Source organism: Streptomyces sp. NPDC014891 (genome assembly GCF_043081085.1).
In the GTDB taxonomy this organism is placed as follows: Bacteria; Actinomycetota; Actinomycetes; order Streptomycetales; family Streptomycetaceae; genus Streptomyces.
Map to the genome: position 1 here is coordinate 1,011,550 of NZ_JBIBWF010000001.1, position 24,821 is coordinate 1,036,370.

The following is a 24,821-nucleotide window of genomic DNA, read 5'->3' on the forward strand; positions in this document are numbered from 1 at the left end:
CGCCGGGATTTGGCGAATGCCACGGGCCGGGCGGGACGGCGGGGCCGCTGCCCAGCTCGACGCGCCGCATGGTGTGCGTCTGCACATGGCGCCGGGGCATGGTCGCGGCGGATTCTGTGCCGTGTCACCGAGCGCCGACGGAGTGGTCGACGCCGCGTATCTGGAGCGTGCCATGTCACTGAGCGTCGCCGGCATCCTCGGCGAGTCCGCCCGTCACTTCCCCGACCGGATCGCGGTCGTGGAGGGTGCGACCCGGCTGACCTACGACGAGCTGTGGACGGAGGCGCTGCGCTGCGCCGCCGGGCTCCGCGAGGCCGGGGTGAAGCCGGGCGACCGGCTGGCCGTCCTGCTCCCGAACACGATCGAGTTCCTGCGTGTGTACTACGGGGCGCTCGCCGCCGGTGCGACGGTCGTCCCGGTGCACGCGCTGCTCGTCGCCGACGAGGTGCGGTACGTCCTTGAGCACAGCGGCGCGGTGGGCATCGTCAGCGGCGGGCCGCTGTGGGCCGTCGCCGACGAGGCGGCCCGCGCGGCCGGGGTGCGGGCCTTCCAGGGGGCGCCCACGGCTTCGCGCCCGGCTCTCGCGGCCGAGCCGGCGGACCCCTCGGACACCGCGGTGATCCTCTACACGAGCGGGACGACGGGCCGCCCGAAGGGGGCGCTGCTCACCCATCTCAACATCGTCATGAACGCTGCGGTGACCTCGCAGGACCTGCTCGGGCTGGGCGCGGGGGACGTGGTCCTCGGCTGTCTGCCGCTGTTCCACAGCTACGGCCAGACCTGCGCCATGAACGGGACGCTCCGGCAGGGGGCGACGCTGGTGCTGATGCCGCGGTTCAGCGGCCCGGCCGCCCTGCGGGTGCTGGCCGACGAGGGCGTGACCGTCTTCATGGGCGTGCCGACGATGTACCACGCGCTGGTGGAGGCGGCCGCGGGCTCCGCCGTACGGCCGGAGGGCCTGCGGGCCGCCGTGTCGGGCGGCGCCGCGCTGCCCGTCGCCGTCCTGGAGCGCTTCGAGGAGACGTTCCGCACGCAGGTCCTGGAGGGGTACGGCCTGACGGAGACCTCGCCGGTGGCGACCTTCAACCAGCCGCACCTCGGCCGCCGCCCCGGCACGGTGGGCCACCCCGTCTGGGGTGTGGAGGTCGGCATCGCCGACGCGGCCGTGGACGACGCGGTCCGGCTGCTCGCGGACGGCGGGGTCGGGGAGGTCGTGGTGCGCGGCCACAACGTCTTCGCCGGCTACCTCGACGACCCGGAGGCGACCGCGGCGGCGGTGGTGGACGGCTGGTTCCGCACCGGTGACCTGGGCGTACGGGACGAGGACGGCTTCCTGCGGATCGTGGACCGGAAGAAGGACCTGGTCATCCGGGGCGGCTTCAACATCTACCCGCGCGAGGTCGAGGAGGTGCTCGTGCGGCACCCCGCGGTCTCGGAGGTCGCGGTGATCGGCGTCCCCGACGACGCGAAGGGCGAGGAGGTCTGCGCGGTGGTGGTGCGCCGCGGTGGCGCGGCCGCGCTCTCCGAGGACGAGCTGGTCGACTGGTCGCGCGAGCGACTCGGCCGGCACAAGTACCCGCGGATCGTCCGCTTCGTGGAGGAGCTGCCGCTCGGTCCGACGGGCAAGGTCCTGAAGCGCGCGCTGGTGGCTCAGGCCGGGCCGCGGGCCTGATGCTCCGACGACCCGAGGGAGGGCGGCAGTGACGGCGGATCGCGGACCCGAGGTCCTGACGCGGTACGGAGCCCTGCGCGGCGCGGCGGCGGACGGGGTGGCCGCCTTCCTGGGCGTGCCGTACGCGCGGCCCCCGGTCGGCGCGCTGCGGTTCCGGCCGCCGGAGCCGGTGGAGCCCTGGGAGGGGGTACGGGAGGCCACGGCCTTCGGGCCGACCGCGCCCAAGCGCGCGTACGCCCCGCCGCTCGACGCCCTGCTCCCGGACCCCGAGGTCGCGGGCGACGGCTGCCTCAACCTGAACGTGTGGGCGCCCTGGGACGGCGGCGGTCCGGGCGCCGGGCTCCCGGTGATGGTCTGGATCCACGGCGGCTCGCTCGTCCACGGCTCCTCGGCGGTCCCCGTCTACGACGGCACCGCCTTCGCCCGGGACGGGGTCGTCCTCGTCTCGGTCAACTACCGGTTGGGGATCGAGGGGTTCGGCGTCTTCCCCGACGCCCCGGCCAACCTCGGGCTGCGGGACCAGATCGCCGCGCTGACCTGGGTGCGGGACTGCGTGGCGGCCTTCGGCGGCGACCCGGGGCGGGTGACGGTCTTCGGCGAGTCGGCGGGGGCGGTCTCCACGGCGGCCCTGCTCACCTCCCCGCTCGCGGAGGGGCTGTTCCACCGGGCGGTGGTGCAGAGCGGGGCGCCCGTCGCCCTGCCGCTCGCCCGGGCGCGCCGGACGACCCGGGCGATCGCGGCCCGGCTGGGGGTGCCGGCCACGGCGGAGGCCTTCGCAGGGGTGGACCGGGACCGGCTGCTCGCGGCGCAGACCGAGGTGACCGGCAAGGGGTCGCCGCTGACCGGCGGGCACGCGTTCCAGATCGCCGTGGACGGCGACGTGGTGCCGCGCGACCCGGCGGAGGCGCTCGCGGACGGGGCCTCGGCCGCGGTGGACCTGCTGATGGGCACGACGACCGAGGAGTACCGGCTGTGGTTCGTGCCGAGCGGCGTCACGGACCGGGTGGGCCCGCTGGTCCAGCGGCTGCTGCTGCGCAAGGCGAAGGTGCCGTCCCGGACGGCCCGGGTCTACCGCGCGGGACGTCCGCGGGAGAAGCCGGGCGAGGTCCTGGGCGCCCTCGCCACGGACAAGCTGCTGCGGGTCCCGCTGAACGCCCTGGCCGACGCCCGGCTGCGCGCGGGGGCGGACGCGGGGACGTACCTCTACGAGTTCGGCTGGCGCTCCCCCGTGCTGGACCTGGGGGCCTGTCACGCGCTGGAACTCGGCTTCGTCTTCGACACCCTCGACCTGCCGGAGACCCGCGCCCTGACCGGGCCGGACGCGCCCCGGGAGCTGGCGGCGGCGATGCACGCGGCCTGGGTGTCCTTCGCGGCGACGGGCGACCCGGGCTGGCGCCGGTGGGACCGGAGCCGTCCGGTGATGACCTTCGGCCCGGGCCTCCCCTCCGTGGTGGAGGCCCCGCGCGAGGCGGAGCGGCGCGCCTGGGAGGACCGGGTCCGCCGGCGGGAATCACGGCAGGTGACGTCCGGTTGACGTGGGGGAAGGGCCACACCGAGGAGAGGCAGCGAGCACGATGGGCGTCGAGACGAAGACCGCGGGTCCGACCGGTCGATCCGAGGAGGAGACGGTACGGCGGATCCTCACGTCCACCGGCGACACCTGGGCGGTGGTCGGCCTCTCCACGAACACGCGGCGGGCCGCTTACGGGGTGGCGGCCGTCCTGCAGCGCTTCGGGAAGCGGATCGTGCCGGTGCACCCCCGGGCGGAGACCGTGCACGGGGAGCGGGGGTACGCCTCGCTCTCCGACATCCCGTTCCCCGTCGACGTGGTGGACGTGTTCGTGAACAGCGAGCAGGCGGGCGGGATCGCCGACGAGGCGGTGGAGATCGGCGCGCGGGCCGTCTGGTTCCAGCTGGGCGTCGTCGACGAGTCCGCCTTCGCCCGTACGCGTGCGGCGGGCCTCGACATGGTCATGGACCGCTGCCCCGCGATCGAGATCCCGCGCCTGGGCTGAGGTCGCGGCGGGGGCCTCTCAGGCGACGGGGAGGCCGAGTCCGTCCAGCACGACCGCGCCCGGGAGCTGGGCGAAGGCCTTGCCCGGCAGGATGAGCTTGCCGCGCCGGCGTCCGCTGCCGACCAGGACCCATGCGGTGTCCAGGACGGCGGCGTCCACGAGGAGGGGCCAGTCGGCCGGGAGGCCGATCGGGGTGATCCCGCCGTACTCCATGCCGGTCTCCCCCGTCGCGGTGTCCATGGGGGCGAACGAGGCCTTGCGCGCGCCGAGGTGCTTGCGCACGACGCCGTTGACGTCGACCCGTGTCGCCGACTTCACGACGCACGCGGCGAGGGTCGTCGTCTCGCCGCGCCGGCCCGCGACGACGACGCAGTTCGCGGACGCGTCCAGGAGGTCGGACCCGTGGTGCTCGACGAAGACGGCGGTGTCGGCGATGGCCGGGTCGGTGTCCACGTACAGCAGACGATCGGCGGGGACCGGGCCGGTCCAGGCCCGGACCGCGGCGGCGACGGGGGCGGTGAGCAGGTCCAGGCAGTCGGGGGCGGGACGGGCCTCGGCGAAGTCTCCGATGGGTGCGCGCATGCGCCGACGCTAACAACGACCGGCCCGGGCCCGGGCCTTCGTCTCACCGTACGGGCCGTCCGGCCCGCGGGCGGGCGGGGTGCGGGCCGTCAGCGGACGGGCGGGATGGAGACGGCCATCGTCATCTCGGCGGGCGCGTCGCCGTCGTTGCGGTACTCGTGGCCCGTGTTGGCCTCGAAGACGGCGGAGGTGCCGGCGGGCAGGCGGTGCTCCGCGCCGTCGACGACCAGGGTGAGGACGCCCGCGGTGACGCTGAGGAGTTCGACCGTCCCGTCGGGGTGCGGGTCGGAGGCGCTGCCGTCGCCCGGCATGAGGGTCCAGGACCACAGTTCGAGGGGGCCGCGGGCCTCGGTGCCGACCAGCAGGGTGGTGTGGCTGCCGGTGGAGGTGGACCACATGCGGACGGCCTGGTCCGGGGGGACGATCCGGACCTGGGGGCCCTGCTCGTAGTCGAGGAGGGTCGTGATGGAGACGCCGAGCGCGTCGGCGAGCTTGACGGTCGTGCCGACGCTGGGGTTGGTCCGGGCCTGCTCGATCTGGATGATCATGCCGCGGCTGACGCCGGAACGGGCGGCGAGCGCGTCGAGGGTGAGGGCCCGCTCCTTGCGCCAGCGCTTCAGGTTCCGGGCGAGCGACTGCGTGAGCTGGTCGAGGTCCGACACATTCCCGTCCAATATTTTGGATGACAGAGTTCATCATGCTGAACTACGGTGAGGTGCACCCGATGGTTCACTGCACTGTACTGCCGTCCGTGACTGCGAGGACCCATGACCGCCCTGTTCGCCCTGGCCACCAGCCTGCTCTGGGGCCTCGCCGACTTCGGCGGCGGGCTGCTGACCCGCCGGATCCCCGCCCTCACGGTCGTCGTGGTCTCCCAGCTCCTCGCCGTCGCCGTCCTCGGCACCGTCGTCCTCGCGACCGGCGCCTGGACCGAGGCGGGACCGCAGCTCTGGTACGCGGTGGGGGCGGGCGTCGTCGGCCCGGCGGCCATGCTCGCCTTCTACAAGGCGCTCGCCCTGGGCCCGATGGGCGTGGTCTCCCCGCTCGGCTCGCTCGGCGTCGTCGTCCCCGTCTCGGTCGGCCTGCTCGTCGGCGACCGCCCGGGCCTCGTCCAGTTCGCCGGGATCGGCGTGGCGGTCCTCGGTGTGGTCCTCGCCGGCGGACCGGAACTGCGCGGGGCGCCCGTCCAGCGCCAGGCGGTCCTGCTCACCCTCGTGGCCGCCTTCGGCTTCGGCTCGGTGATGGCGCTCATCGCCGAGGCCTCCACGACGGTCACCGGCCTGTTCCTGGCACTCTTCGTCCAGCGGGTCACCAACGTCCTGGTGGGCGGCGGAGCCCTGAACGCCTCGGTGAGGCGCGGAGGCCGGGCCCTGCCCGAGGGCGGGGCCGGGGTGGTCCGCGCGGCCCTCCCCGCCCTGGCCTTCGTCGGCCTCGCCGACGTCGCCGCGAACGGCACGTACGCCGTCGCGGCCCAGCAGGGCCCGGTCACCGTCGCCGCCGTCCTGGCCAGCCTCTACCCGGTGGTCACAGCCCTGGCGGCCTACGCCGTCCTCAAGGAACGCCTCCGAGCCGTCCAGGCCGCGGGCGCGGGCCTCGCCCTGGTCGGCACGGTGCTGCTGGCGACCGGCTAGGGGGTGTCCGGCCCGACCACCTGAGCGGCAGGACACCCCCGGGTCCCGGCTAGGCGATCCACGACCTCGGCACCCGCGATCAGCTCCGCGGCTCCCCTTCGCGCCCGACGGCGGCCGCGCCGGGGACGAGGAGCAGCTTGCCGGTGGTGCGCCGCGCCTCCAGATCGCTGTGGGCCCGGGCGGCCTCGGACAACGGGTAGCGGCCCGTCACGGCGACCTCGAGCGCCTTGGAGCGCACCCACGCGAACACATCGGCGGCCCGCCGGAGCAGTTCGGACCGATCGGCGATGAAGTCCCCGAGGCTGGGCCGGATCAGGGTCAGCGAACCGCCGTGGGCGAGCCGCATCGGATCGAACGGCGGCACGGCGCCGCTCGCCGCGCCGAACAGCACGAGACGGCCTCGGGCCCGCAGGGCGGCGAGGCTCGCGTCGAAGGTGTGCGCGCCGACGCCGTCGAAGACGACCGGCACACCCTGACCGCCGTTGAGCCGCCTCACCTCGGCCGCGAGGTCGTCGACCGCGGAGGGGAGGATCACCTCGGCGGCCCCGGCACGCCTCGCCAGCTCGGCCTTCGCCTCGGTCGAGGTCGTGCCGATCACCCTTCCGCCGAGATGGGTGACGAGCTGGGTCAGCAGCAGCCCCATGCCACCGGCGGCCGCGTGCAGGAGCACCGTGTCGCCCTCCTGGACGGGGTAGGCGTCCTTGACGAGATAGTGCGCGGTCATGCCCTGGAGGAGCACGGCGGCGGCCGTCTCGAAGTCGACGTCGTCGGGCAGCGGCACCAGCCGGGAGGCGTCCACGACGGCCCGCTCGGCGTAGGAGCCGGGAACCTCCACCCAGCCGACCCGGTCCCCGACCGCGACGTCGGCGACACCGGGTCCTACCTCGACGACCGTGCCGGCGCCCTCACTGCCCGGGGTGAAGGGCAGCGGGACGCCGTACCGGCCTTCGCGGTGGTAGACGTCGAGGAAGTTGACCCCCGACGCGGCGACCTCCACGACCGCCTCGCCCGGACCCGGCCGCGGCTGGTCCACCTCGGCCTCCCGCAGCACCTCGGGACCGCCCACTTCGTCCATCCGAATCGCCCGCATGACCCTCCCCTGTCGTGTCGTCCCGCACTGCAACCCCGCCGGCGGCGATCCGATTCCCGGCAGGCGGACCGATCCGCCGCCCCCGCCGGGAGCTCAGCCGCCGGCTCCGGGACAAGGGGGCGCCTCGCCGGTCGGTCTGGCCCGCTCGACAAGACACTCCCTAGCGCGCCTGCTCGACCTCCCACGCCGCGAGCGCCGCGAGCTGTTCGGCGGTGACGTGGTCCGGGATCGGGACGGGCGCCGGGGTCCTGAGCGGGGGCTGCCAGCCCTTCTCCGCGTCCCAGCTGCGCACCACCCGGGCCGGGGCGCCCGCGACCACCGAGTGGTCGGGGACCTCGCCGCGCACCACCGCGCCCGCCGCGACGACCACGTTCCGTCCGAGGCGCGCGCCGGGCAGGATGACGGAGCCCGTGCCCAGCCAGCAGCCGGGGCCGATGACGACCGGCTCCGAGCGGGGCCACTGGCGGCCGACCGGCTCGTCCGGGTCGTCGTAACTGTGGTTGGTCGAGGTGATGTAGACGTAGGGACCGCAGTACGTGTCCGAGCCGATGGTCACCTTCGCGTCGGCGATCACATGGCTGCCCCGGCCGAGGACGACTCCGTCGCCGAGCGTCAGGACCGTGTCCGCCCCCAGGTCGAGGCCCGGCAGCATCCCCGCGGTCAGCGTGACCTGTTCGGCGACGATGCAGCACTCGCCGATCTCGATCCAGCGCTCGCCGAAGACGGTGCCCTGCGGGAAGGCCAGCCGGGTGCCCGCGCCGAGCCTGCGGAACCTCAGCCGCCCGGGATGCTCGGCCGTGACGGACCCGGTCTCCTGCACCCAGCGCCAGCCGCCCTGCACGGCGCGGTTGAGCATCCGGCGCCGCCAGGCGGCGAGGGACGAGAACGTGTTTCTGTTCCTGGGCACCCGGACACCGTAGTCGGCACCGTCGTACCTGATCACCGCGGTGCGCTGTGATGTCCGTCATGAGCACGGCATAGGCTGCGGCCGGGGGCACCCCCGGGCGTGACACGACGGCAGACGATCAGGAGCGAACCATGACAGAGGCGTTGATCAAGGGAGTGGGCGGCAAGGAGCCGCGGATCGACCCGACCGCCTTCACCGCCCCGACCTCCGTGGTGCTCGGCGAGGTGACGCTCGGCGCCCGCACCGGCATCTGGTACCACGCGGTGCTGCGCGCGGACTGCGGCCCCATCGTGATCGGCGAGGACTCCAACGTCCAGGACAACTGCACGGTCCACGTCGACCCCGGCTTCCCGGTCTCGATCGGCGACCGCGTGACCGTGGGCCACAACGCGACGGTGCACGGCTGCGTCATCGAGGACGACGTGCTGGTGGGCATGGGCGCGACCGTCCTCAACGGCGCGCGGATCGGCGCCGGTTCCCTGATCGCCGCGCAGGCCCTCGTCCCCCAGGGGATGGAGGTCCCGCCGGGTTCGCTCGTCGCGGGCGTGCCCGCGAAGGTCCGCCGCCCGCTGACCGAGGAGGAGCAGGCCGGGATCCGGCTCAACGCCGAGATGTACCTGCACCTCGCCAAGGGCCACGCGGAGGCCTTCCGGGACTGAGCCGCACGGCGTCCGGTACGCGAGGAGGGAGGCACCCGCCGGCGGGTGCCTCCCTCTTGCGTGTGCGCTGCCCCGGCCTCAGTCCGCGACCGCGACCGGCGCCGGCTCGGGGGTCTCCGCCCGCTCCGCGGCCGCCTTCTTGGCGCGGTTCTTGATGATCAGCATCGAGGCGACGCCGATCAGCACCGCGAGGACGAGCCCGAGCCACGAGAAGCGCTTGAGCCAGGCCTCGGCGACGATGCCGACCGAGTAGATGACGGCCGTGGTGCCGCCCGCCCACAGGATGCCGCCGAAGACGTTGGCGATCAGGAACTTCCAGTACGGCATGTGCAGGACGCCCGCGAGCGGCCCGGCGAAGATGCGGAGCAGGGCGATGAACCGGCCGAAGAAGACCGCCCACATGCCCCACTTCTGGAAGGAGCGCTCGGCGAGGCCGATGTTGGCCTCGCTGAAGTGCTTGGGGAACTTCTTCCCCAGCCAGGCGAGCAGTGGCCGGCCGCCCCTGCGGCCGATCGCGTAGCCGATCGAGTCGCCGATGATCGCGCCGGCGGTGGCGCACGCGCCGAGCACGTACGGGTTGATGTCGCCGTGCTGCGAGGCGAGCAGCGCCGAACTCACGAGCACGATCTCGCCGGGCAGCGGGATGCCGAGGCTCTCCAGCCCGATCACCACTCCGACGAGGACGTAGACCGCGACCGCGGGGATCGTCTCCAGCCACTCCTGGACGTGCAACGCGGCTTCCTCCCGTTTCGACTGCCCTGCCGCGCCCGGTCCTGGTCGAGGGCCCGCGGCGCCGGCGTGCCCGGCGGCGGGCACGCCGGGGCAGCCTACCGGGTCGGGCCGGCGCGCCCGGCCCGCCGGCCGCCCGGAACGGGACCGCCCCCGCACCCCGGGAGCGGGGTGCGGGGGCGGTCCCGGGCGCAGCCGGTCAGGCGTTCGGGCGGAGCGTCCACACGACGGTCATCTCGCCGGTCACGGCGCCGTCCGCGCGGGTGATCTCGATGCGCACGGGGAACTCCGGGCGCTCGCCCGCGTCGAGCTCGGCGACGACCTCGGCGGCGGGGCGTCCCAGGGTGGCGGTGGCCGTGACGACGCCCATCGCGAGCTTCTTGTAGCCGATCTCGGCGCTGACGGCGAGCGGGACGGCGCGGCTCAGCTGGTCGCCGAACGCGGCGAGCACGATGGCGCCGCTGGCGGACTCGGCGAGCGTGAACATCGCTCCGGCGTGCGGGCCGCCGACGTGGTTGTGGTAGGCGGGCTGGTCCGGCAGGCGCACGACGGCGCGCTCGGCGGTGGTCTCCAGGAACTCCAGGTTCAGGGTTCCGGCCATGGGCACCGTGGCGGCGAGCATCTCGCCGACGGTCATCTGGTCTGCGCTCATGCCCGTGATGTTACCCACCAGTAGCAGCCTTGGCCATCCCTCACGCGCACGCTGTGCGGGGGCGGGCGTGGTCGAGGAGGCTCCGCACCTCTATGGTTACTGGCCATGTGGCCAGGACAGCAGCCGCCCGGGGGCGAGCAGAACCCGCAGGACCAGAGTCAGAACCCCTACCAGCAGTCGGGGTACCAGCAGCCGAACCCGTATCAGCAGCCGCCTGCCCAGCCCGGGTACCCGCAGCCGCCGACGCAGCCCGGCTACCCGCAGCAGCCGCCGACCCAGCCCGGCTATCCCCAGCAGGGGTACGGCCAGCCGCAGGGTTACGGCCAGCCGAACCCGTACCAGCAGCCCACCGTGGCGCAGCAGTACGCGGCGCCGGGCCCCGTGCCGCCCGGCGGCCCCGGCGGCGGCAAGAAGAAGACGACGCTCGTGGCGATCGTCGCCGCGACCGCCGTCGTCGTCGCGGCCGGTGTCACCGGCTTCCTCGTCCTCGGCAAGGACGACGACAAGAAGACGTCGGCCGACCCGAAGCCGCCGGCGTCGTCCGCGCCCGCCGACCCGACGACCGACCCGTCGACGATCCCGAGCGACAGCCCGTCCGGGATCGACAACCCCCGGGACGGCGCCGCCCAGCAGCCGACGATCCCCGGCTGGAAGGTCGTCTACAACCCTAAGTACGGCACCCTCTTCGACGTCCCGCCGGAGTGGGAGGTGCTCAAGCCCGGCATGATCACCTTCTTCGAGGACGAGAAGAAGAACGACGGCAGCCCGCTCGTCACCATGTCCTCGCCGACCCGCCTCAAGAGCGAGTGGTGCACCTACGACACCGACAAGAACGGCACCAAGGAGACCTGGGGGCTGAGCACCGCCGGCACCAAGGGCGGCCAGGGCGCCAAGAACACCTCGGACGCCTCGCGCAGCGAGGCCGGCACGTGGGTGTGGGGCGGCTACGCCCAGCACATGCCGCAGAGCACCATCAAGATCTCCAAGCCGGTGCCGTACACCACGAAGTCGGGTCTCACCGGCCACATGGCGACCGCGACGGCCCCGGGCGTCAAGAAGCGCAACAAGTGCGAGACGGACGGCAAGTCGATCGCCTTCACCTTCAAGAACGCCAAGGGCGACTTCGCGACGTGGGTGCTCTACGGGGCCGACGGCGTCGCGGACGAGCTGCCGGACGACACCATCAAGCAGATCCTGTCGACGGTCCGGCTCGCGCCGGCCTCCTGACCGGACGGCGGCCGACGCCCCGGCCCCGGCCCGTGGCCCGTCCACGCGCCGGGGCCGGTCCGCGTGGGGGCGGTCCGCGTCGGGGCCGTCCGCGTGGGGCCGCTCCGCGTCGGGGTCCGCTCGCGGCCGGGGCCGGCCTGCGCCGCTCCCGGGCCGGTCCGCCGCCCTGCCGGGCCGCGTCCGGCCCCCAGAGCGCCCCGTCCGGATATCGGGTTGGCATCCGGGCGGCCCGACAGGGATAGTCCCGGGGTGAACAGTCCCACCACCGCGCCCCGACGGGCCTCCCGCCGTCCCGAATGGGCCGGGCGCAACTACGTCCTCCTGACCGCCGCCACGATCGTGACGAACCTCGGCACGCACGGCGCGCTGATCGCCACCACCTGGGCGGTCTTCGAGTCCGGGGGCGACGCGGGCGACGTGGGACTCGTGGCGATGGCGCGGTTCCTGCCGCTCGTCCTCTTCCTGCTGATCGGCGGTGCGGTCGCCGACCGGGTGCCCCGGCACCGCGTGATGGTCGCGGCGAACGTCCTCAACTGCGTCTCCCAGGCCGTCTTCGCCGCGCTCGTGCTCACGGGCACGGCGCAGATCTGGCAGATGATGGTGCTCACCGCGCTCTGCGGCACCGGCCAGGCCTTCTTCAACCCGGCCGCCGAGGGCATGCTGATGGCCAGCGTCACCGGGGAGCAGGCGAGCCGGGCGTTCGCCGTCTACCGCATGGCCATGCACGGCGCCTCGATCGGCGGCGCGGCCCTCGGCGGCGCGCTCGTCGCGTTCGTCGGACCGGGCTGGGTCCTGCTGGTCGACGCCGTGGCCTTCGCGGTCGCGGGCGGGCTCCGCGCGTTCCTGGACGTCGGCGGCATCCCCGACCGCGGTCCGGGCGGCGGCCTCTTCGCCGACCTCCGCGAGGGCTGGCACGAGTTCGTCGGCCGGCCCTGGCTGTGGTCGATCGTCGCCCAGTTCTCCGTGGTGGTGGGCCTCATCGGAGCGGTCGAGGCGGTGTACGGACCGCTGGTCGCCAAGGCCGAGCTGGGCGGCGCCCGCCCCTGGGGCGTCGCGCTCGCCGCCTACGGCGTGGGAACGCTCGCGGGAGCCGTCCTGATGGCCCGCTGGAAGCCCCGCCGGATGCTGTTCGTCGGGACGCTCTGCGTCTTCCCGATCGCGCTGCCGTCCGCGGCGCTCGCGGTGCCCCTCGACGCGGTGGGGCTCACGGCCGCGATGTTCGTCAGCGGCGTGGCCATCGAGGTCTTCGGCGTCTCGTGGATGACGACCATGCACCAGGAGATCCCGGAGGAGAAGCTCTCCCGGGTGTCGGCGTACGACTGGTTCGGCTCGACGGCCCTGCTGCCGCTGACGACCGCCCTCGCGGGACCGGCCGAGGGCGCCTTCGGCCGGAGCACGGCGCTGTGGGGCGCGGCGGGGCTGATGGTGCTGGTCACCGCGCTCGTCCTGCTGGTCCCGGACGTCCGGAACATGACCCGGCGTCCGCACGCGAAGCCGGTGGCCGGGGCGGCGCCCGCCGCCGCGGCGGCCGGCTCGGCGTCCGCGAACCCTCCGACGGCCGCCTTCCTGCCGGCGCCCCCGTCAGCCGATGCCGAAGGCGCCGTCCGGCGGGACGGGTGAGGGCACGGCCCCGGCGTCGGGGACCGGTCGCGCGGCGCCGGTGAACCGCCTCAGGGAGTCCCCGTGCTCCACCCGCGCGGGGAACGCGTCCGCCGCCGCCCGGCGCGCGAGGCGGGCGGTGTCGATCTCGCGGCCGGAGGCCACCAGGACCGCGTTCCCGAACCGGCGGCCTCGCAGCACACCGGGTTCCGCGACCAGCGCGAGCTCGGGGAAGACGGCGGCGAACGTGGCGAGCTGGGACCGGAGGAACGCGAAGGGCGCCCCGTCGGCCAGGTTGGCGGCGTAGAGGCCGCCGGGCCGCAGCACACGCCGGACCTCGCGCGCGTACTCCACGGAGGTGAGGTGGGCGGGCACGCGGGAGCCGCCGAAGACGTCGCCGACGACCAGGTCCGCCGAGTCGGCCGGCGCGGCCTCAAGCCAGGTACGGGCGTCCGCGCCGTGCACGGTGATCCCCGACCCCTCGGGCAGCGGGAGGTGTGCGGTGACGAGCGCGAGCAGTCCCCGGTCGGCCTCGACCACCTCCTGGCGCGAGCCGGGCCGGGTGGCGGCCACGTAGCGGGGCAGGGAGAGCGCGCCGCCGCCGAGGTGCAGGACGTCCAGCGGCGCGCCGTCCCCGGCGGCGCCGTCGACGACGTGGGCGAGCCGGCGCGCGTACTCGAACTCCAGGTACGCCGGGTCGTCGAGGTCGACGTACGACTGCGGTGCGCCGTCGACCGTCAGGAGCCAGGCCCGCTCCCGGTCCACGTCGGGCAGGAGGCGCGCGGTGCCCTGGTCGACCTCGCGGACGACGGGAATCTGCTCTGTCACGCCCTCATTGTGCCGGGGCGGTCCGGGCGGGCCGTCAGAGGTGCTTGAGGGCCTCGCGCACCGAGAGGGGCGAGAGCCGGCCGGTGTGCGCGGCGACGAAGGAGCGGACCTCGGCCGGGGCCGTCTTGCCGTACTCGCGCAGGCTCCAGCCGATGGCCTTGCGCAGGAAGAAGTCGGTGTCGCCGGCGCGGCGCAGGCAGTGCGCGAAGAGCCGGTCCGCGTCGGTGGCCCCCTTGAAGCGCAGCTGGTGGAGGATGGCCGTCCGGGCCACCCACAGGTCCTCGTCCTCGATCCACTCGTCCATGCGCGCGCCGAGGGCCGGATCGGCGGCGACGAGGCCGCCGACGACGTGGGCGGCCAGGTGGTCGACGGTGTCCCACCACGAGACGGTGGTGACCAGGCGGCGGGCGAGGGGCAGGAAGTCCGACGAGCAGCGCTTCACGTGGCGGCGCAGGTAGTCGACGGCGAAGTAGTGGTACTCGCGCTCGGGCAGGGCGAAGCAGCGCAGGGCCACGGCGGCGCAGTCGTGCTCGTCGGGGCGGGGTGTGCCGTCGAGGACGGTCCGCGACAGGGCGCGGCGCTCCGGGGTGCGGATCCCGAGGAACGGCGCGACGCCCTTCATGTAGGCGACCATCTCCTGGGCACGGAAGGGGTTTCCCGCGGCGGGGTAGACCGTGGTGAGCCGCTGGAGGACGGTGTCGGCGAGGACGCTGTCGGGGACGTCCGCCGGCGCGGTCTCGGTCATGGGGGCCCTCCCGGGGTGGGTGCGTCCGGAGCCGGCCGCACCGCGGAGGGTGACGGGCCGGCCGAGTGCGCGCCGCCGCTCCGGCGGAAGCGGAGAACCGTCCCCCCGGGCGGACATGACGCACATTACGGCGATCATACGGACGCGTCCGTTACTCTCCCCGAATGCTCGCTCCCGTGCCCCGGCCGCCGGGCTCCCTCGCCGTCCGCTGCTCCCGGGCCCTGCTCGCGCCCCGCGCCCGGCTCTCGCTGCTCGCCCTGCTGCTGCTCACCGCGGCGGCCCTCGTCGTGCTGTACGAACCCCAGCGGCTGCTGTCCTCGGGCTGGCCGCGGCAGTCGGAGGGCACGGGCGCGGTGATGCTCTTCGGTCTGGCGTACGGCGTGTGCACGGCGGCGTTCGTCCCGCGGCCGGTGCTCAACCTGGCGGCGGGCGCGCTGTTCGGCTCGGCTTTCGGGCTGACCGCGGCGATCGCGGGGACGGTGCTCGGCGCCGGGATCTCCTTCACCCTCGGGCGCTTCCTGGGGCAGGACGCGCTGCGGCCGATGCTGCGGGGCCGCTGGCTGACGGCGGCGGACGGGCAGCTCAGCCGGCACGGGTTCCGCTCGATGCTGGCGATCCGGCTGTTCCCGGGGGTGCCGTTCGCGGCGGCCAACTACTGCGCCGCCGTCTCCCGCATGGGGTACGTGCCGTTCCTGGTGGCGACGGCGCTCGGCTCGGTGCCCAACACCGCGGCCTACGTCGTGGCGGGGGCGCAGGCGGGTGAGCCCGGTTCCCCGGCGTTCCTCGTGTCGGCGGGCTTCATCGCGCTGTCCATGGCGGCGGCGGCCGTGGTCGCCTGGCGCAAGCGGCACCACCTGCGGGCGCCGGCCGTGGCCGCGGAGCCGGAGCCGGAGCCCGCGGTGGTGGGAGCCCCCCGCTAGCGAGGGCGCACAGACCGCTGAGTTGGATGGCCGAACCCATCGAGGTCGGTGAGTTGGATTCCCGAACTCACCGGGCGGGCGCTGCCCTACTCTTGATCCATGAAGGCCGCCCCCCGCCCCTGCTCGATCGCCGACACCCTGGCGCTCGTCGGCGAGAAGTACTCGCTGCTGGTGCTCCGCGAGGTATCCCTCGGCGTGCGCCGCTTCGACCGGATCGCCCGCAACACCGGCGCGCCCCGCGACATCCTCACCATCCGCCTCAAGCGGCTCGTCGAGGCCGGAGTCCTGGAGAAGGTGCAGTACAGCGAGCGTCCCCAGCGCTTCGAGTACCGGGCCACGGCGTCCGGCGAGGAGCTCGGACCGGTCTTGATGACCCTGATGGCCTGGGGCGACCGCCACCTCAACGCCGATGACCGCCCGGTCGTCCTGGAGCACCGGTGCGGCGAGGTCCTCGCCCCCCGGATCGTCTGCGCGCACTGCGGGGACGAGGCCGACCGCGACAGCCTCACCGCCCACGTACGAGCCCCCGGCTGGACCGCCGCGGGCCCGACGACCCCCCGCGAGGCCTGAGCACGGTCCCGTCATCTTGGGGCGGTACGCTGCGCACGACCTTCTGACCGCACACGTACATAACGGGACGGCTTTAGCCCCATGAGTTGGTTCGAATCGTTCATCCTCGGACTCGTCCAGGGGCTGACGGAGTTCCTTCCCATCTCCTCCAGCGCGCACCTCCGTCTCACCGCGGCGTTCGCGGGCTGGGAAGACCCGGGTGCGGCCTTCACCGCCATCACCCAGATCGGCACGGAGACCGCCGTGCTGATCTACTTCCGCAAGGACATCGCCCGGATCGTCTCGGCCTGGTTCCGCTCCCTCACCGACCGGTCGATGCGCTCCGACCACGACGCCCAGATGGGCTGGCTGGTGATCGTCGGCTCGATCCCGATCGGCGTCCTCGGCATCACGCTCAAGGACCAGATCGAGGGCCCCTTCCGCGACCTGCGGCTGATCGCCACCACCCTGATCGTCATGGGCGTCGTCCTCGGCATCGCGGACCGGCTCGCGGCCCGCGACGAGATCGGCGGCCGCCACCGCGTCGTCCGTGAGCGCAAGACGCTCAAGGAACTGGGCGTCAAGGACGGCCTGATCTTCGGCCTCTGCCAGGCGATGGCCCTGATCCCGGGTGTCTCCCGCTCCGGCGCGACGATCTCCGGCGGTCTGCTCATGGGCTACACCCGCGAGGCGGCCGCGCGGTACTCGTTCCTCCTCGCGATCCCCGCGGTGCTCGCCTCCGGCGCCTACGAACTCAAGGACGCGGGCGAGGGGCACGTCTCCTGGGGCCCGACGATCTTCGCCACGATCATCGCCTTCGCCGTCGGCTACGCGGTGATCGCGTGGTTCATGAAGTTCATCACCACCAAGAGCTTCATGCCCTTCGTGATCTACCGGATCCTGCTCGGCATCCTGCTGTTCGTGCTGGTCGGGACGGACGTCCTGAGCCCGCACGCGGGCGAGTCGGGGCAGTGACCCGGCCGCCCCGCGCGGGCGGCACCACCGGCGTGCCGGGCCCCGCTCGCGGGGTCCGGCACGGTGCGTTCCGGCCATGCGCGCCGGGCCCCGGGACTCCCCCCCGCGCACACCCCTTCTCCCCTGGCCGCGCCTGCCCGACACTGATCCGATGACGCAGCGCGTGGACCTCGCGACCGTGATGGACCGACTCGCCGTCGACGACCTGGTCACCGGGTACGCGGCGGCCGTGGACGACGCCGACTGGACCGCTTACCGTGCTCTGTTCTCCCCGGACGGCAGGGCCGACTACCGGGGCTCGGGCGGCATCGAGGGGCCGGCGACCGAGGTCGCCGACTGGCTCGCCGAGACCCTCACGCTCTTCCCCGTGCGCCAGCACCTCATCGTGAACCGCCGCGTCCTCCTCCGCGGGCCCGCCGGATATCCGGAGAGCGGGGACACCGCCGAGATCCGGGCCGACTACGTCAACCCGATGCGCTTCACCTCCGGCGAGGACTTCGTCTGCGGGGGCCGCTACGCCTTCGGGGCGGTGCGGACCGCCGACGGCTGGCGCCTCACCTCGGTCGTCGTCGAGGAGCGGTGGCGCCGGCACGGCTGACCGCCGCGGGCCGGACCACCGGGCGCCGGTCCGTCCGGCGCCGCCCCTCGGACGCCGGTCCGGGAGCCGTCGGGCGCGGGGTCACCGCGACGGACCGCCCGGGCCGCGCCGAACCGGGTCACGCCCGACACTGAAGGCAAGGGCGGAGGCCATGCCATGCGAAATCCGTTCGTACGACGGGGACAGGCGCGGGACCGCGGCCCGGCCGAGGACGGCGGCGAGGACCGGGACCCCGGCCGCGAGCCCGGCGCCGACCGGGACCGGCCCGGTGCCCCGGAGCGGCGCCCCGCCCGTCGGCGCGCCCTCGTCCGGTCCCTGCTCGCGGTCGGCTTCGGCGCGCTGCCCGCGCTCGCCTTCCCCGCCCCCGGCCTCTGGTGGTGGGCGTACCTGGCGCTCGTCCCCTGGCTGCTGCTGATCCGGACGGCTCCGGGAGCGCGCCGGGCCGCCCTGGACGGCTGGCTCGGCGGAATCGGGTTCGTCCTCGCCGTCCACCACTGGCTGCTGCCCAGCCTCCACGTCTTCCTCCTCCCGGTCTCCGCGTTTCTCGGCCTGCTGTGGCTGCCCTGGGCCTGGCTCGTGCGGTCCCTCCTCGGGGGGACGCCGTCGGCGCTGCGGGCCGCCGTCGCGCTGGTCGCCGTGCCGTCGGGCTGGCTGCTGATCGAGCTGGTGCGGTCCTGGGAGGGGCTCGGAGGTCCCTGGGGGCTGCTCGGGGCCAGCCAGTGGCAGGTGCCGGCGGCGCTGCGGCTCGCCTCGGTGGGCGGGGTCTGGCTGGTGACCCTGCTCGTGGTGGCCGCCGACACGGCCGTGGCCCTGCTCGTGGCCGCGCCGGGGCTCCGCGCCATCGGCGTCGCGGGGATCGCGGGCTGCGCGCTCGTGGCCGGTACGGCCGCCTGGGGGGTGGGGGCTCCGCGCGTGACCGGGACGGTGCGGGTGGCCCTCGTACAGCCGGGAGTGTTCGGCGGGGCCGACGGAGCGGAGCGGCGGTTCGACCGCGCCGAGGAGCTCACCCGTTCGCTCGCCGGGCAGCGCCTCGACCTGGTGGTGTGGGGCGAGAGCGGGGTCGGCGCCGACCCGGCCGGACGGCCCGATCTCGCCGCCCGGCTCACCGCCCTCTCCCGGGAGGTCGGCGCGCCGCTGCTGGTCAACGTGGACGCGCGCCGCAGCGACCGTCCGGGCATCTACAAGAGCGCGGTCCTGGTCGGCCCGGCGGGGCCGACGGGGCAGCGCTACGACAAGATGCGGCTCGTGCCGTTCGGCGAGTACATCCCGGCGCGCGGGGTCCTGGGCTGGGTGACGTCGTTCGGCGAGGCCGCCACCGAGGACCGCCGGCGGGGCACCGAGCCGGTCGTGATGACCCTGCCCCCGCCGGCCGGAGGCGACGGCACCCCGCCGCCGCTGGTCGGCCCGCTCGTCTGCTTCGAGTCCGCCTTCCCCGACATGAGCCGCCGTCTGGTCCGGGACGGTGCCGGGCTGCTCGTCGTCCAGTCGGCGACGAGCACCTTCCAGGACAGCTGGGCGCCCGCCCAGCACGCCTCCCTGGCGGCGCTGCGGGCCGCGGAGACGGGCCGGCCGGTCGCCCACGCGACGCTCACCGGGGTCAGCGCGGCGTACGGGCCGGACGGGCGCAGGATCGGTCCGGTGCTCGGGACGGACGCCAGTGCCGCCGCCGTGCGCGAGCTTCCGCTCTCGGACGCGACGACGGGCTACGTCCGCTGGGGCGACTGGCCCCTGTACGGGGCGCTGGCCGTGGTGGGCGCGGTGTGCGCCGCCGAGGGCGCGGGCGCGTTCAGGAGGCCTGGGTCAGCGCCTCGCGCACGACGCGCTCGCACAGTTCGTGGGTCAGCAGGGCGTCCCGGGCACTGAGCACCCGCCCGTCGCGGACGGCGTCGAGGAAGGCCAGGACGGCCTGCTCGATGCCGCGCTGGCGGGAGACCGGCACCCAGTCGCCGCGCCGCCGCAGGGTCGGCTGGCCCTTGTGGTCGACGACGTCCGCGAGGTTGACGACCTGGCGCTTGGTGTCCTGCCCGGAGACCTCCAGGATCTCCTCCGTGGAGCCGTTCAACCGGTTCATCATGCCGATGGCGGTGAAACCGTCGCCGGAGAGCTGGAGCACGACGTGGTGCATGAGCCCCTCGCGGACGCGGGCGCGCACGTCGACGTGCTCGATCTCGCCGGGGAGCAGGAACCGCAGGGTGTCGACGACGTGGATGAAGTCGTCGAGGACGAAGGTGCGGGGGTCCTCGGGGAGGCCGACGCGGTTCTTCTGCAGGAGGATCAGCTCGCGCGGGTGCTCGACGCACTGGGCGTACGAGGGGGCGAGGCGGCGGTTGAAGCCGACGGCGAGGCCGACCGAGCGCTTCTCGGCCAGGTCCACGAGGCCCTCGGACGCGGCGTACTCGTAGGCGAGGGGCTTGTCGACGTACGTGGGGACACCGGCGTCGAGGAGCCGGCCGACGATCTCGGCGTGCGAGGCGGTCGGCGCGTGGACGAAGGCGGCGTCGAGTCCCGCGGCGAGCAGCGAGTCGAGGTCGCCGTGGCGCTGCCCGGCGGGCAGGTGGAGGGTGTCGGCGACCCGTTCGAGCGTCGTCGGGGTGCGGGTCTGGAGGTGGAGCTCGACCCCGGGGAGGGTGGAGAGGACCGGAAGGTAGGCCTTCTGAGCGATGTCGCCGAGTCCGATGCAGCCGACCTTCACGGGTTCTCCCTTGTCCACACGCCCCGGCACGGGGAGGGGCGTTCGCGCCGGTCAGCTTACGCGGACCGGCCGGGCGCCACTGGCGGCCGCCAGTCGGCGATCCCGTCGAACCCGCGCAGGACGAGCCCGGGGCCGAAGCGGGAGACCGCGCCGACGAGCGTGGACCGGAGCGCGACGGCGGGCCGGGCCGCGAGCAGGGTGACGGCCCCGGTGCGGGCGGCCTTGCGCACGATGGCGGTGGTACGGGGAAGCCGGTCGGCGGTGTACGCGGCCAGGGCGCGGTCCGGGGCGGAGCCGGTGCCGTCGGCGTCGGCGGGGCCGAGGTGGTGGGCGAGGACGACGGCGTCCTCGATCGCCTGGTTCCCGCCCTGGCCGAGGCTCGGCATCATCGCGTGCGCGGCGTCGCCGAGGAGGGCGACGCGGCCCCGGTGGAAGGCCGGCAGCGGGTCGGGCAGGTGGTGGACGTCGTGGCGGAGGACCTGGCCGGGATCGACCGCGGCGAGGATCTCGGGGACGGGGTGGTGCCAGTCGCCGAAGAGACGCAGGAGTTCGGCCTTCTCGTCGTCGGGCGCCCGCCCGCCGGCCGGGGCGGCGGCCATCGCGTACGCGTAGATCCGGCCGTCCTTGAGCGGCTGGGTCCCCCACAGGCGTCCGGCGCCCCAGGTCTCGTGCGGGGCGAACGGCCGCTCGGGGGCCGGGACGACGACGCGCCAGGTGGTGCAGCCGGCGTACCGCGGGCCGGGGTGCGCGGGGAAGAGGGAGTGCCGGACGGTGGAGCGGATGCCGTCGGCGGCGACCACGAGCGGCGCCTCGATCTCGCCGTCGGGGGTGGCGAGCCGGGCGGGGCGCCGGTCGTCGCCGGGGTCGATGAGGGCGGCTGCCGCGCCGGTGCGGACGGTGCCGTCGGGCAGGGCCGAGGTGAGGAGGTCGACGAGGGTGGCCCGGTGGAGGAGGACCAGCGGCCCGCCGAAGCGGGCGGCGGCCGCCGCGGCGTTCGTCCGGGCGAGCCAGCGGCCGCCGGGGGCGCGCATGCCGCCGTCGCCCTGCCAGGCGGCGAGGTCGCGGACGCGGTCGCCGAGGCCGATGACGTCGAGGGCGCGCTGGGCGTTGGGGGCGAGTCCGATGCCGGCGCCGACGGGGGCGATGTCGGGGGCCCGCTCCAGGACGGTGACCTGCCAGCCGTTGCGGTGGAGGGCGACGGCGGCGGTGAGGCCGCCGATGCCGGCTCCGACGATCACGGCACGGTGCTGTTCCATGGCTGCTCCCCGGATCAGGTGACTACAGGTGTAGTGCGCTCGCTGATCCGACCGTACTACAGGTGTAGTGAGGCGGGAAGCGGGCCGCTGTAGGTTGTCCCCATGACCTCTGCGACACCCTCCGCCGCCCCCCTCGACCCGCGGGGCTCCCAGGGGGCCGCCGACGCCCCCGCCACCCGCGCGGACCGGATCGGCGACGCCGCCCTCGACCTCCTCGTGGAGCGCGGCATGCGGGGTCTGACCCACCGGGCCGTGGACGAGCGGGCGGGGCTGCCGCAGGGCTCGACCTCCAATCACGCGCGCACCCGTCAGGCCCTCCTGGAGACGGCCGTCCGGCGCCAGGTGCAGCTGGAGTCACGGGTCCTGACACCGGAGGAGCTGCCGGGCGCCGCGGGCCCGGGGCCGACGGACGGACCGGACGCGGGGACCGGGACGGCCGGCGGACCGGACGCGGGGACCGGAACGGCGCACGCGGCGGCCGCGGCGGCCCGCCCGGGGGCGGGGACGCCCTTCGATGCCGACGCCCTCGTGGACGCGCTCTCGCTGGCCCTGCACCGGTACCTCACCGACCACCGCGCCCTGCTCGTCTCCCGCTACGAACTGGCCCTGGAGGCCACCCGCCGCCCCGAGCTGCGCGCCTTCTTCGACACCGCGGGCTCCGTCTTCCACGGCCCCCTGGTCGCGATGACGGCGGCGGCCGGCTCGACGGATCCCGAGCGTCACGCGCTCTCGCTCATCGCCTGGTGCGAGGGGCTGATGTTCTCCTGCGCGGCCGGCTCCTTCCACGCCTCCGTACCGAGCCGGGCGGAACTGCGCACCGGTTTCGAGGAGTTGCTGCGGGGGATGCTGAGCCCCGGGCCCGGTCCCGGGCAGCCGGAAAGCGGTGGCGCGGCCGATGGCCGTGGGGGACGATGCCGCGCATGACCATCGAACGCACAGAGACCTCCCCCCGCGTCGACCCGTCCACCACCTCGGGCGAACGCGAGGCCCTGGAGCAGTGGCTCGACTTCCACCGCGCGACCCTGGCGCAGAAGTGCGAGGGGCTCGACGACGCCCAGCTGCGCACCCCGTCCGCCCCGCCGTCGGAGCTCAGCCTCCTGGGCCTCGTCCGTCACATGGCGGAGGTCGAGAACGGCTGGTTCCGCCGCGTCCTGGGCGCCGGGAAGGCGGGCTCGGTCTACTCGACCGAGGAGGACCCCGACCGGGACTTCCACCCGGGCGAGGAGGACACCTTCGAGGAGGCCCTCGCGACCTGGCAGGAGCAGATCGCGCACGCGCGCACCCTGGCCGCCGCCCACGACCTCGACCACGTGGCCGAGGGCGGGCACCACTCGGGCAAGCGCTACAACCTGCGCTGGATCTATCTGCACATGATCGAGGAGTACGCCCGCCACAACGGCCACGCGGACCTGATCCGGGAGCGGATCGACGGGGCCACCGGCGACTGAGCGGCCTCTGCCGGGGAGCGACCGCGCCCGGCATCCCTCTGACGCGCGAGCACCACGCCCGGCGCCACGGCGCCCCGGCCGGCAGGTCAAGGCCGGTCCCGCGCCGGCTCACCCGTGCGGGGCATTCCCCGTCGGTAGGGGCGCGAAGATCCCCACCGGGACAGCAGAGTGGCGCGGTGCATGGAACCCGAACCACAGTGAAGATCCTGGTCGGGGCGGCCGTGGCCGCCCTCGCGGGCTGCGTCTCGGTGGACGCCGCCCCGCCGCCGCCACCCGCCCCCGCGCCCGCCGCGGAGACCTCGGGGCAGGGTCGCGACGCGGCCCCGCAAATCCTCCAGGGACCGGCCCTGGAGGCCCTCGAAGCGGCGTTACCCGCTCCCCCGCCGTCGGCCGCACCACGCCCGGCGCCCTCGCCCGAGGCGCGGCGGAAGGAGGCGCCCCCGCCCCGCCCGTCGGCGACCCGGCCCGGACCCGCCCCGCGGGAGCCGGAGCGTGCGGCGCCCGGCACCCGGCAGCCCCTTCCCGTACTCCCCTCGGCGGCGGCCGGACCGCCGGCGAGGCCGCCGCTCTCGGGGGCGGACGTCTGCGCGCTGGGCGAGCGGTACGGCGGCTGGGCGCCCGGCAGCGCTCCGTCCCGCATCTGCCACGGCACGTACGGCCGCTGAGGCTCCGCGCGGGCCGCACCGGCGCCGGGCGCGCGGCGCCGGCGGGCGGGGCGGCCGGCCCGGTGGTCACATGGCGCGGAGCCGCAGCTCCAGGCGCTCGATCGCGGCCCTTACCCCGTTCCCGTAGCCGTCGTCGTCGAGGTGGTCCGAGGCGGCGCGGGCCCGGTCCAGATGGACCCGCGCGGCGTCGGGACGCCGGAGTTTGACGTAGTCGGCGGCCAGGTTGAGGTGGAGCGAGGGGTACAGCGCGCGGAGGGCCACCGCGGAGCTGTGCTCGGCGAGCCGCTCCTCCGCAAGCCCCTCGGCCGCGCTCAGTGCCCGGAGATCCCAGGCCAGCTCGGTGTCGGGGTCGTCTTGGGCGTCCGCCATGTAGTGCGCGAGGGTGCACCGGTGCAGCGGGTCCCCGTCCGGGCCGATCTGCTGCCAGATCAGCCCGAAGCGGTTGCGCGCCTCCTCGCGGTCGCCGCCGTGCAGCAGCATCATGGCCTGCCCGATCCTGGTCATGACCCCGTCGTCCGACACCTGCTGCTGCTCGGTCACGCGACCTCCACCCGTTCACCCACTGGGAGAGCCGACGCTAGCCGCACCGCGGCCGGATCGGGCCGAGGCTCAGCCGAGGTCCGGGATGCGCCAGTCGATCGGCTCGTGCCCCTGGGCCGCGACGGCGGCGTCGATCTGGGTGAAGGGCTTCGATCCGAAGAACTTCTTCGCCGAGAGGGGCGAGGGGTGGGCGCCCTTGACCACCACGTGCCGCTCCTCGTCGATGAGGGGCAGCTTCTTCTGGGCGTAGTTGCCCCAGAGGACGAAGACCGCGGGGTCCGGGCGCGAGGCGACGGCGGTGATCACCGCGTCGGTGAACTTCTCCCAGCCCTTGCCCTTGTGGGAGTTCGCCTCGCCGGAGCGGACCGTCAGCACGGCGTTGAGCAGGAGGACGCCCTGCTCGGCCCACGGCATCAGATAGCCGTTGTCCGGCACCGGGTGGCCGAGCTCGGCCTGCATCTCCTTGTAGATGTTCCGCAGGGAGGGCGGGGTCTTCACCCCGGGCCGGACGGAGAAGCAGAGGCCGTGCCCCTGGCCCTCGCCGTGGTAGGGGTCCTGACCGAGGATCAGGACCTTCACCTTGTCGTACGGGGTGGCGTCCAGGGCGGCGAACACCTCGTCCTTCGGCGGGAAGACCGGCCCCTCGGCCCGCTCCTGCTCGACGAACTCGGCGAGCTGGGCGAAGTACGGCTTGCGCAGCTCCTCGCCGAGGACACCCCGCCAGGACTCGGGCAGCATGCTGGTGTCGGTCACGGTCAACAACCTCCGGTGGACGTTCCTTCAACTCCGTCCCCGAACCTACCGGGGGCCACTGACAGTGACCCCCGCGGGCTCCCGGCGGC

Annotated in this window: 27 protein-coding genes; 15 read left to right on the forward strand and 12 right to left on the reverse strand. The window is 74.7% G+C overall.

What is annotated here, in order from left to right; genetic code table 11:
• The first annotated feature begins 172 nt into the window (after positions 1–172).
• Genes ACF09E_RS04215 through ACF09E_RS04225 form a run of 3 tightly spaced genes read left to right on the forward strand, consistent with a single transcriptional unit; the run spans position 173 to position 3,687 of the window.
• The gene (locus tag ACF09E_RS04215; RefSeq protein ID WP_392203870.1) at positions 173–1,672 is read left to right on the forward strand and encodes a long-chain fatty acid--CoA ligase; all 1,500 of its coding nucleotides are present in this window, start codon (positions 173–175) and stop codon (positions 1,670–1,672) included.
• Positions 1,673–1,700: 28 nt separating this feature from the next.
• Complete coding sequence (locus ACF09E_RS04220) at positions 1,701–3,206, forward strand: carboxylesterase/lipase family protein (RefSeq protein WP_392203753.1); 1,506 nt, start codon at positions 1,701–1,703, stop codon at positions 3,204–3,206.
• Positions 3,207–3,246: 40 nt separating this feature from the next.
• On the forward strand, positions 3,247–3,687 hold the full coding sequence (locus ACF09E_RS04225) for a CoA-binding protein (RefSeq protein ID WP_392203754.1): 441 nt from the start codon (positions 3,247–3,249) through the stop codon (positions 3,685–3,687).
• A gap of 18 nt (positions 3,688–3,705) precedes the next feature.
• Here ACF09E_RS04225 and ACF09E_RS04230 read toward each other — a convergent pair whose 3' ends face one another.
• Positions 3,706–4,269 (reverse strand): YbaK/EbsC family protein, encoded by a 564-nt coding sequence (locus ACF09E_RS04230; protein WP_392203755.1) that lies wholly within the window; start codon positions 4,267–4,269, stop codon positions 3,706–3,708.
• Positions 4,270–4,358: 89 nt separating this feature from the next.
• Positions 4,359–4,931: a helix-turn-helix domain-containing protein gene (locus tag ACF09E_RS04235; RefSeq protein ID WP_392203756.1), complete on the reverse strand. Its 573-nt coding sequence runs from the start codon at positions 4,929–4,931 to the stop codon at positions 4,359–4,361.
• 105 nt (positions 4,932–5,036) lie between these two features.
• Between ACF09E_RS04235 and ACF09E_RS04240 the strand changes: the two genes are divergently transcribed.
• Positions 5,037–5,900 carry an EamA family transporter gene (locus tag ACF09E_RS04240; protein ID WP_392203757.1) on the forward strand — a complete coding sequence of 288 codons (864 nt, stop codon included), beginning with the start codon at positions 5,037–5,039 and terminating at the stop codon, positions 5,898–5,900.
• A 79-nt stretch (positions 5,901–5,979) separates the two neighbouring features.
• Here ACF09E_RS04240 and ACF09E_RS04245 read toward each other — a convergent pair whose 3' ends face one another.
• Positions 5,980–6,990, reverse strand: a complete 1,011-nt coding sequence (locus ACF09E_RS04245; RefSeq protein ID WP_392203758.1) for a quinone oxidoreductase family protein — start codon at positions 6,988–6,990, stop codon at positions 5,980–5,982.
• 160 nt (positions 6,991–7,150) lie between these two features.
• The gene (locus ACF09E_RS04250) at positions 7,151–7,897 is read right to left on the reverse strand and encodes an acyltransferase (RefSeq protein ID WP_392203759.1); all 747 of its coding nucleotides are present in this window, start codon (positions 7,895–7,897) and stop codon (positions 7,151–7,153) included.
• A 131-nt stretch (positions 7,898–8,028) separates the two neighbouring features.
• Between ACF09E_RS04250 and ACF09E_RS04255 the strand changes: the two genes are divergently transcribed.
• Positions 8,029–8,556, forward strand: coding sequence for a gamma carbonic anhydrase family protein (locus ACF09E_RS04255; RefSeq protein WP_361862999.1), 528 nt, complete (start codon positions 8,029–8,031; stop codon positions 8,554–8,556).
• 78 nt (positions 8,557–8,634) lie between these two features.
• Here the strand turns inward: ACF09E_RS04255 and ACF09E_RS04260 are convergent, their stop codons facing one another.
• Both ACF09E_RS04260 and ACF09E_RS04265 read right to left on the reverse strand, forming a co-directional pair.
• On the reverse strand, positions 8,635–9,288 hold the full coding sequence (locus ACF09E_RS04260; protein ID WP_361862996.1) for a DedA family protein: 654 nt from the start codon (positions 9,286–9,288) through the stop codon (positions 8,635–8,637).
• 196 nt (positions 9,289–9,484) lie between these two features.
• The gene (locus tag ACF09E_RS04265; protein ID WP_148005362.1) at positions 9,485–9,922 is read right to left on the reverse strand and encodes a DUF4442 domain-containing protein; all 438 of its coding nucleotides are present in this window, start codon (positions 9,920–9,922) and stop codon (positions 9,485–9,487) included.
• 120 nt (positions 9,923–10,042) lie between these two features.
• On the opposite strand from ACF09E_RS04265, the gene ACF09E_RS04270 reads away from it, so the two are divergent.
• Positions 10,043–11,164: a hypothetical protein gene (locus ACF09E_RS04270; protein ID WP_392203760.1), complete on the forward strand. Its 1,122-nt coding sequence runs from the start codon at positions 10,043–10,045 to the stop codon at positions 11,162–11,164.
• Positions 11,165–11,413: 249 nt separating this feature from the next.
• Positions 11,414–12,784 carry an MFS transporter gene (locus tag ACF09E_RS04275; RefSeq protein WP_392203761.1) on the forward strand — a complete coding sequence of 457 codons (1,371 nt, stop codon included), beginning with the start codon at positions 11,414–11,416 and terminating at the stop codon, positions 12,782–12,784.
• On the opposite strand, the gene ACF09E_RS04280 is transcribed toward ACF09E_RS04275, so the two are convergent.
• Positions 12,746–13,591, reverse strand: coding sequence for a spermidine synthase (locus ACF09E_RS04280; protein ID WP_392203762.1), 846 nt, complete (start codon positions 13,589–13,591; stop codon positions 12,746–12,748). The two genes, ACF09E_RS04275 and ACF09E_RS04280, sit on opposite strands and share 39 nt — an antisense overlap.
• A 34-nt stretch (positions 13,592–13,625) precedes the next feature.
• Positions 13,626–14,336: a DNA alkylation repair protein gene (locus ACF09E_RS04285; RefSeq protein ID WP_392203763.1), complete on the reverse strand. Its 711-nt coding sequence runs from the start codon at positions 14,334–14,336 to the stop codon at positions 13,626–13,628.
• Between the two features lie 164 nt (positions 14,337–14,500).
• Here ACF09E_RS04285 and ACF09E_RS04290 point away from each other — a divergent pair, with 164 nt between their 5' ends.
• The 5 genes from ACF09E_RS04290 to lnt all read left to right on the forward strand — a co-directional run bounded on the left by ACF09E_RS04290 (position 14,501) and on the right by lnt (position 19,241).
• A complete protein-coding gene (locus ACF09E_RS04290) occupies positions 14,501–15,256 on the forward strand; it encodes a TVP38/TMEM64 family protein (protein WP_392203764.1) in 756 nt (251 codons plus the stop codon).
• Positions 15,257–15,355: 99 nt separating this feature from the next.
• Positions 15,356–15,826 (forward strand): winged helix-turn-helix transcriptional regulator, encoded by a 471-nt coding sequence (locus ACF09E_RS04295; RefSeq protein ID WP_392203765.1) that lies wholly within the window; start codon positions 15,356–15,358, stop codon positions 15,824–15,826.
• 81 nt (positions 15,827–15,907) lie between these two features.
• The gene (locus tag ACF09E_RS04300) at positions 15,908–16,780 is read left to right on the forward strand and encodes an undecaprenyl-diphosphate phosphatase (RefSeq protein ID WP_388805282.1); all 873 of its coding nucleotides are present in this window, start codon (positions 15,908–15,910) and stop codon (positions 16,778–16,780) included.
• Between the two features lie 151 nt (positions 16,781–16,931).
• Positions 16,932–17,378, forward strand: a complete 447-nt coding sequence (locus ACF09E_RS04305; protein WP_392203766.1) for a nuclear transport factor 2 family protein — start codon at positions 16,932–16,934, stop codon at positions 17,376–17,378.
• Between the two features lie 156 nt (positions 17,379–17,534).
• Positions 17,535–19,241: an apolipoprotein N-acyltransferase gene (lnt, locus tag ACF09E_RS04310; RefSeq protein WP_392203767.1), complete on the forward strand. Its 1,707-nt coding sequence runs from the start codon at positions 17,535–17,537 to the stop codon at positions 19,239–19,241.
• Here the strand turns inward: lnt and ACF09E_RS04315 are convergent.
• Together ACF09E_RS04315 and ACF09E_RS04320 are read right to left on the reverse strand one after the other, a co-directional pair.
• Positions 19,165–20,070, reverse strand: a complete 906-nt coding sequence (locus ACF09E_RS04315) for a Gfo/Idh/MocA family protein (RefSeq protein WP_392203768.1) — start codon at positions 20,068–20,070, stop codon at positions 19,165–19,167. The genes lnt and ACF09E_RS04315 overlap by 77 nt on opposite strands.
• A 56-nt stretch (positions 20,071–20,126) precedes the next feature.
• Positions 20,127–21,326 (reverse strand): FAD-dependent monooxygenase, encoded by a 1,200-nt coding sequence (locus tag ACF09E_RS04320; RefSeq protein ID WP_392203769.1) that lies wholly within the window; start codon positions 21,324–21,326, stop codon positions 20,127–20,129.
• Between the two features lie 102 nt (positions 21,327–21,428).
• Between ACF09E_RS04320 and ACF09E_RS04325 the strand changes: the two genes are divergently transcribed.
• The 3 genes from ACF09E_RS04325 (at position 21,429) to ACF09E_RS04335 (ending at position 23,439) form a co-directional block, all read left to right on the forward strand.
• On the forward strand, positions 21,429–22,250 hold the full coding sequence (locus tag ACF09E_RS04325) for a TetR/AcrR family transcriptional regulator (RefSeq protein WP_392203770.1): 822 nt from the start codon (positions 21,429–21,431) through the stop codon (positions 22,248–22,250).
• Complete coding sequence (locus ACF09E_RS04330; protein ID WP_392203771.1) at positions 22,238–22,774, forward strand: DinB family protein; 537 nt, start codon at positions 22,238–22,240, stop codon at positions 22,772–22,774. Before ACF09E_RS04325 ends, ACF09E_RS04330 begins: the two co-directional genes overlap by 13 nt.
• Positions 22,775–22,950: 176 nt before the next feature.
• Entirely contained in the window at positions 22,951–23,439 is a 489-nt protein-coding gene (locus tag ACF09E_RS04335) for a hypothetical protein (RefSeq protein ID WP_392203772.1), read from the forward strand.
• A gap of 66 nt (positions 23,440–23,505) precedes the next feature.
• On the opposite strand, the gene ACF09E_RS04340 is transcribed toward ACF09E_RS04335, so the two are convergent.
• Together ACF09E_RS04340 and ung are read right to left on the reverse strand one after the other, a co-directional pair.
• Complete coding sequence (locus ACF09E_RS04340; RefSeq protein ID WP_148005107.1) at positions 23,506–23,979, reverse strand: hypothetical protein; 474 nt, start codon at positions 23,977–23,979, stop codon at positions 23,506–23,508.
• 69 nt (positions 23,980–24,048) lie between these two features.
• Positions 24,049–24,732: a uracil-DNA glycosylase gene (gene ung, locus ACF09E_RS04345; RefSeq protein ID WP_392203773.1), complete on the reverse strand. Its 684-nt coding sequence runs from the start codon at positions 24,730–24,732 to the stop codon at positions 24,049–24,051.
• Between the last annotated feature and the right edge of the window lie 89 nt (positions 24,733–24,821).

What these genes read in the sequence shown, in the direction of transcription:
- ACF09E_RS04215 (WP_392203870.1), top strand. Translation starts at nt 173, where the DNA reads ATGTCACTGAGCGTCGCCGGCATCCTCGGCGAGTCCGCCCGTCACTTC.
- ACF09E_RS04225 (WP_392203754.1), top strand. Translation starts at nt 3,247, where the DNA reads ATGGGCGTCGAGACGAAGACCGCGGGTCCGACCGGTCGATCCGAGGAG.
- ACF09E_RS04230 (WP_392203755.1), bottom strand. Translation starts at nt 4,269, where the DNA reads ATGCGCGCACCCATCGGAGACTTCGCCGAGGCCCGTCCCGCCCCCGAC.
- ACF09E_RS04240 (WP_392203757.1), top strand. Translation starts at nt 5,037, where the DNA reads ATGACCGCCCTGTTCGCCCTGGCCACCAGCCTGCTCTGGGGCCTCGCC.
- ACF09E_RS04245 (WP_392203758.1), bottom strand. Translation starts at nt 6,990, where the DNA reads ATGCGGGCGATTCGGATGGACGAAGTGGGCGGTCCCGAGGTGCTGCGG.
- ACF09E_RS04255 (WP_361862999.1), top strand. Translation starts at nt 8,029, where the DNA reads ATGACAGAGGCGTTGATCAAGGGAGTGGGCGGCAAGGAGCCGCGGATC.
- ACF09E_RS04265 (WP_148005362.1), bottom strand. Translation starts at nt 9,922, where the DNA reads ATGACCGTCGGCGAGATGCTCGCCGCCACGGTGCCCATGGCCGGAACC.
- ACF09E_RS04270 (WP_392203760.1), top strand. Translation starts at nt 10,043, where the DNA reads ATGTGGCCAGGACAGCAGCCGCCCGGGGGCGAGCAGAACCCGCAGGAC.
- ACF09E_RS04285 (WP_392203763.1), bottom strand. Translation starts at nt 14,336, where the DNA reads ATGACCGAGACCGCGCCGGCGGACGTCCCCGACAGCGTCCTCGCCGAC.
- ACF09E_RS04290 (WP_392203764.1), top strand. Translation starts at nt 14,501, where the DNA reads ATGCTCGCTCCCGTGCCCCGGCCGCCGGGCTCCCTCGCCGTCCGCTGC.
- ACF09E_RS04295 (WP_392203765.1), top strand. Translation starts at nt 15,356, where the DNA reads ATGAAGGCCGCCCCCCGCCCCTGCTCGATCGCCGACACCCTGGCGCTC.
- ACF09E_RS04300 (WP_388805282.1), top strand. Translation starts at nt 15,908, where the DNA reads ATGAGTTGGTTCGAATCGTTCATCCTCGGACTCGTCCAGGGGCTGACG.
- ACF09E_RS04305 (WP_392203766.1), top strand. Translation starts at nt 16,932, where the DNA reads ATGACGCAGCGCGTGGACCTCGCGACCGTGATGGACCGACTCGCCGTC.
- lnt (WP_392203767.1), top strand. Translation starts at nt 17,535, where the DNA reads ATGCGAAATCCGTTCGTACGACGGGGACAGGCGCGGGACCGCGGCCCG.
- ACF09E_RS04320 (WP_392203769.1), bottom strand. Translation starts at nt 21,326, where the DNA reads ATGGAACAGCACCGTGCCGTGATCGTCGGAGCCGGCATCGGCGGCCTC.
- ACF09E_RS04325 (WP_392203770.1), top strand. Translation starts at nt 21,429, where the DNA reads ATGACCTCTGCGACACCCTCCGCCGCCCCCCTCGACCCGCGGGGCTCC.
- ACF09E_RS04330 (WP_392203771.1), top strand. Translation starts at nt 22,238, where the DNA reads ATGCCGCGCATGACCATCGAACGCACAGAGACCTCCCCCCGCGTCGAC.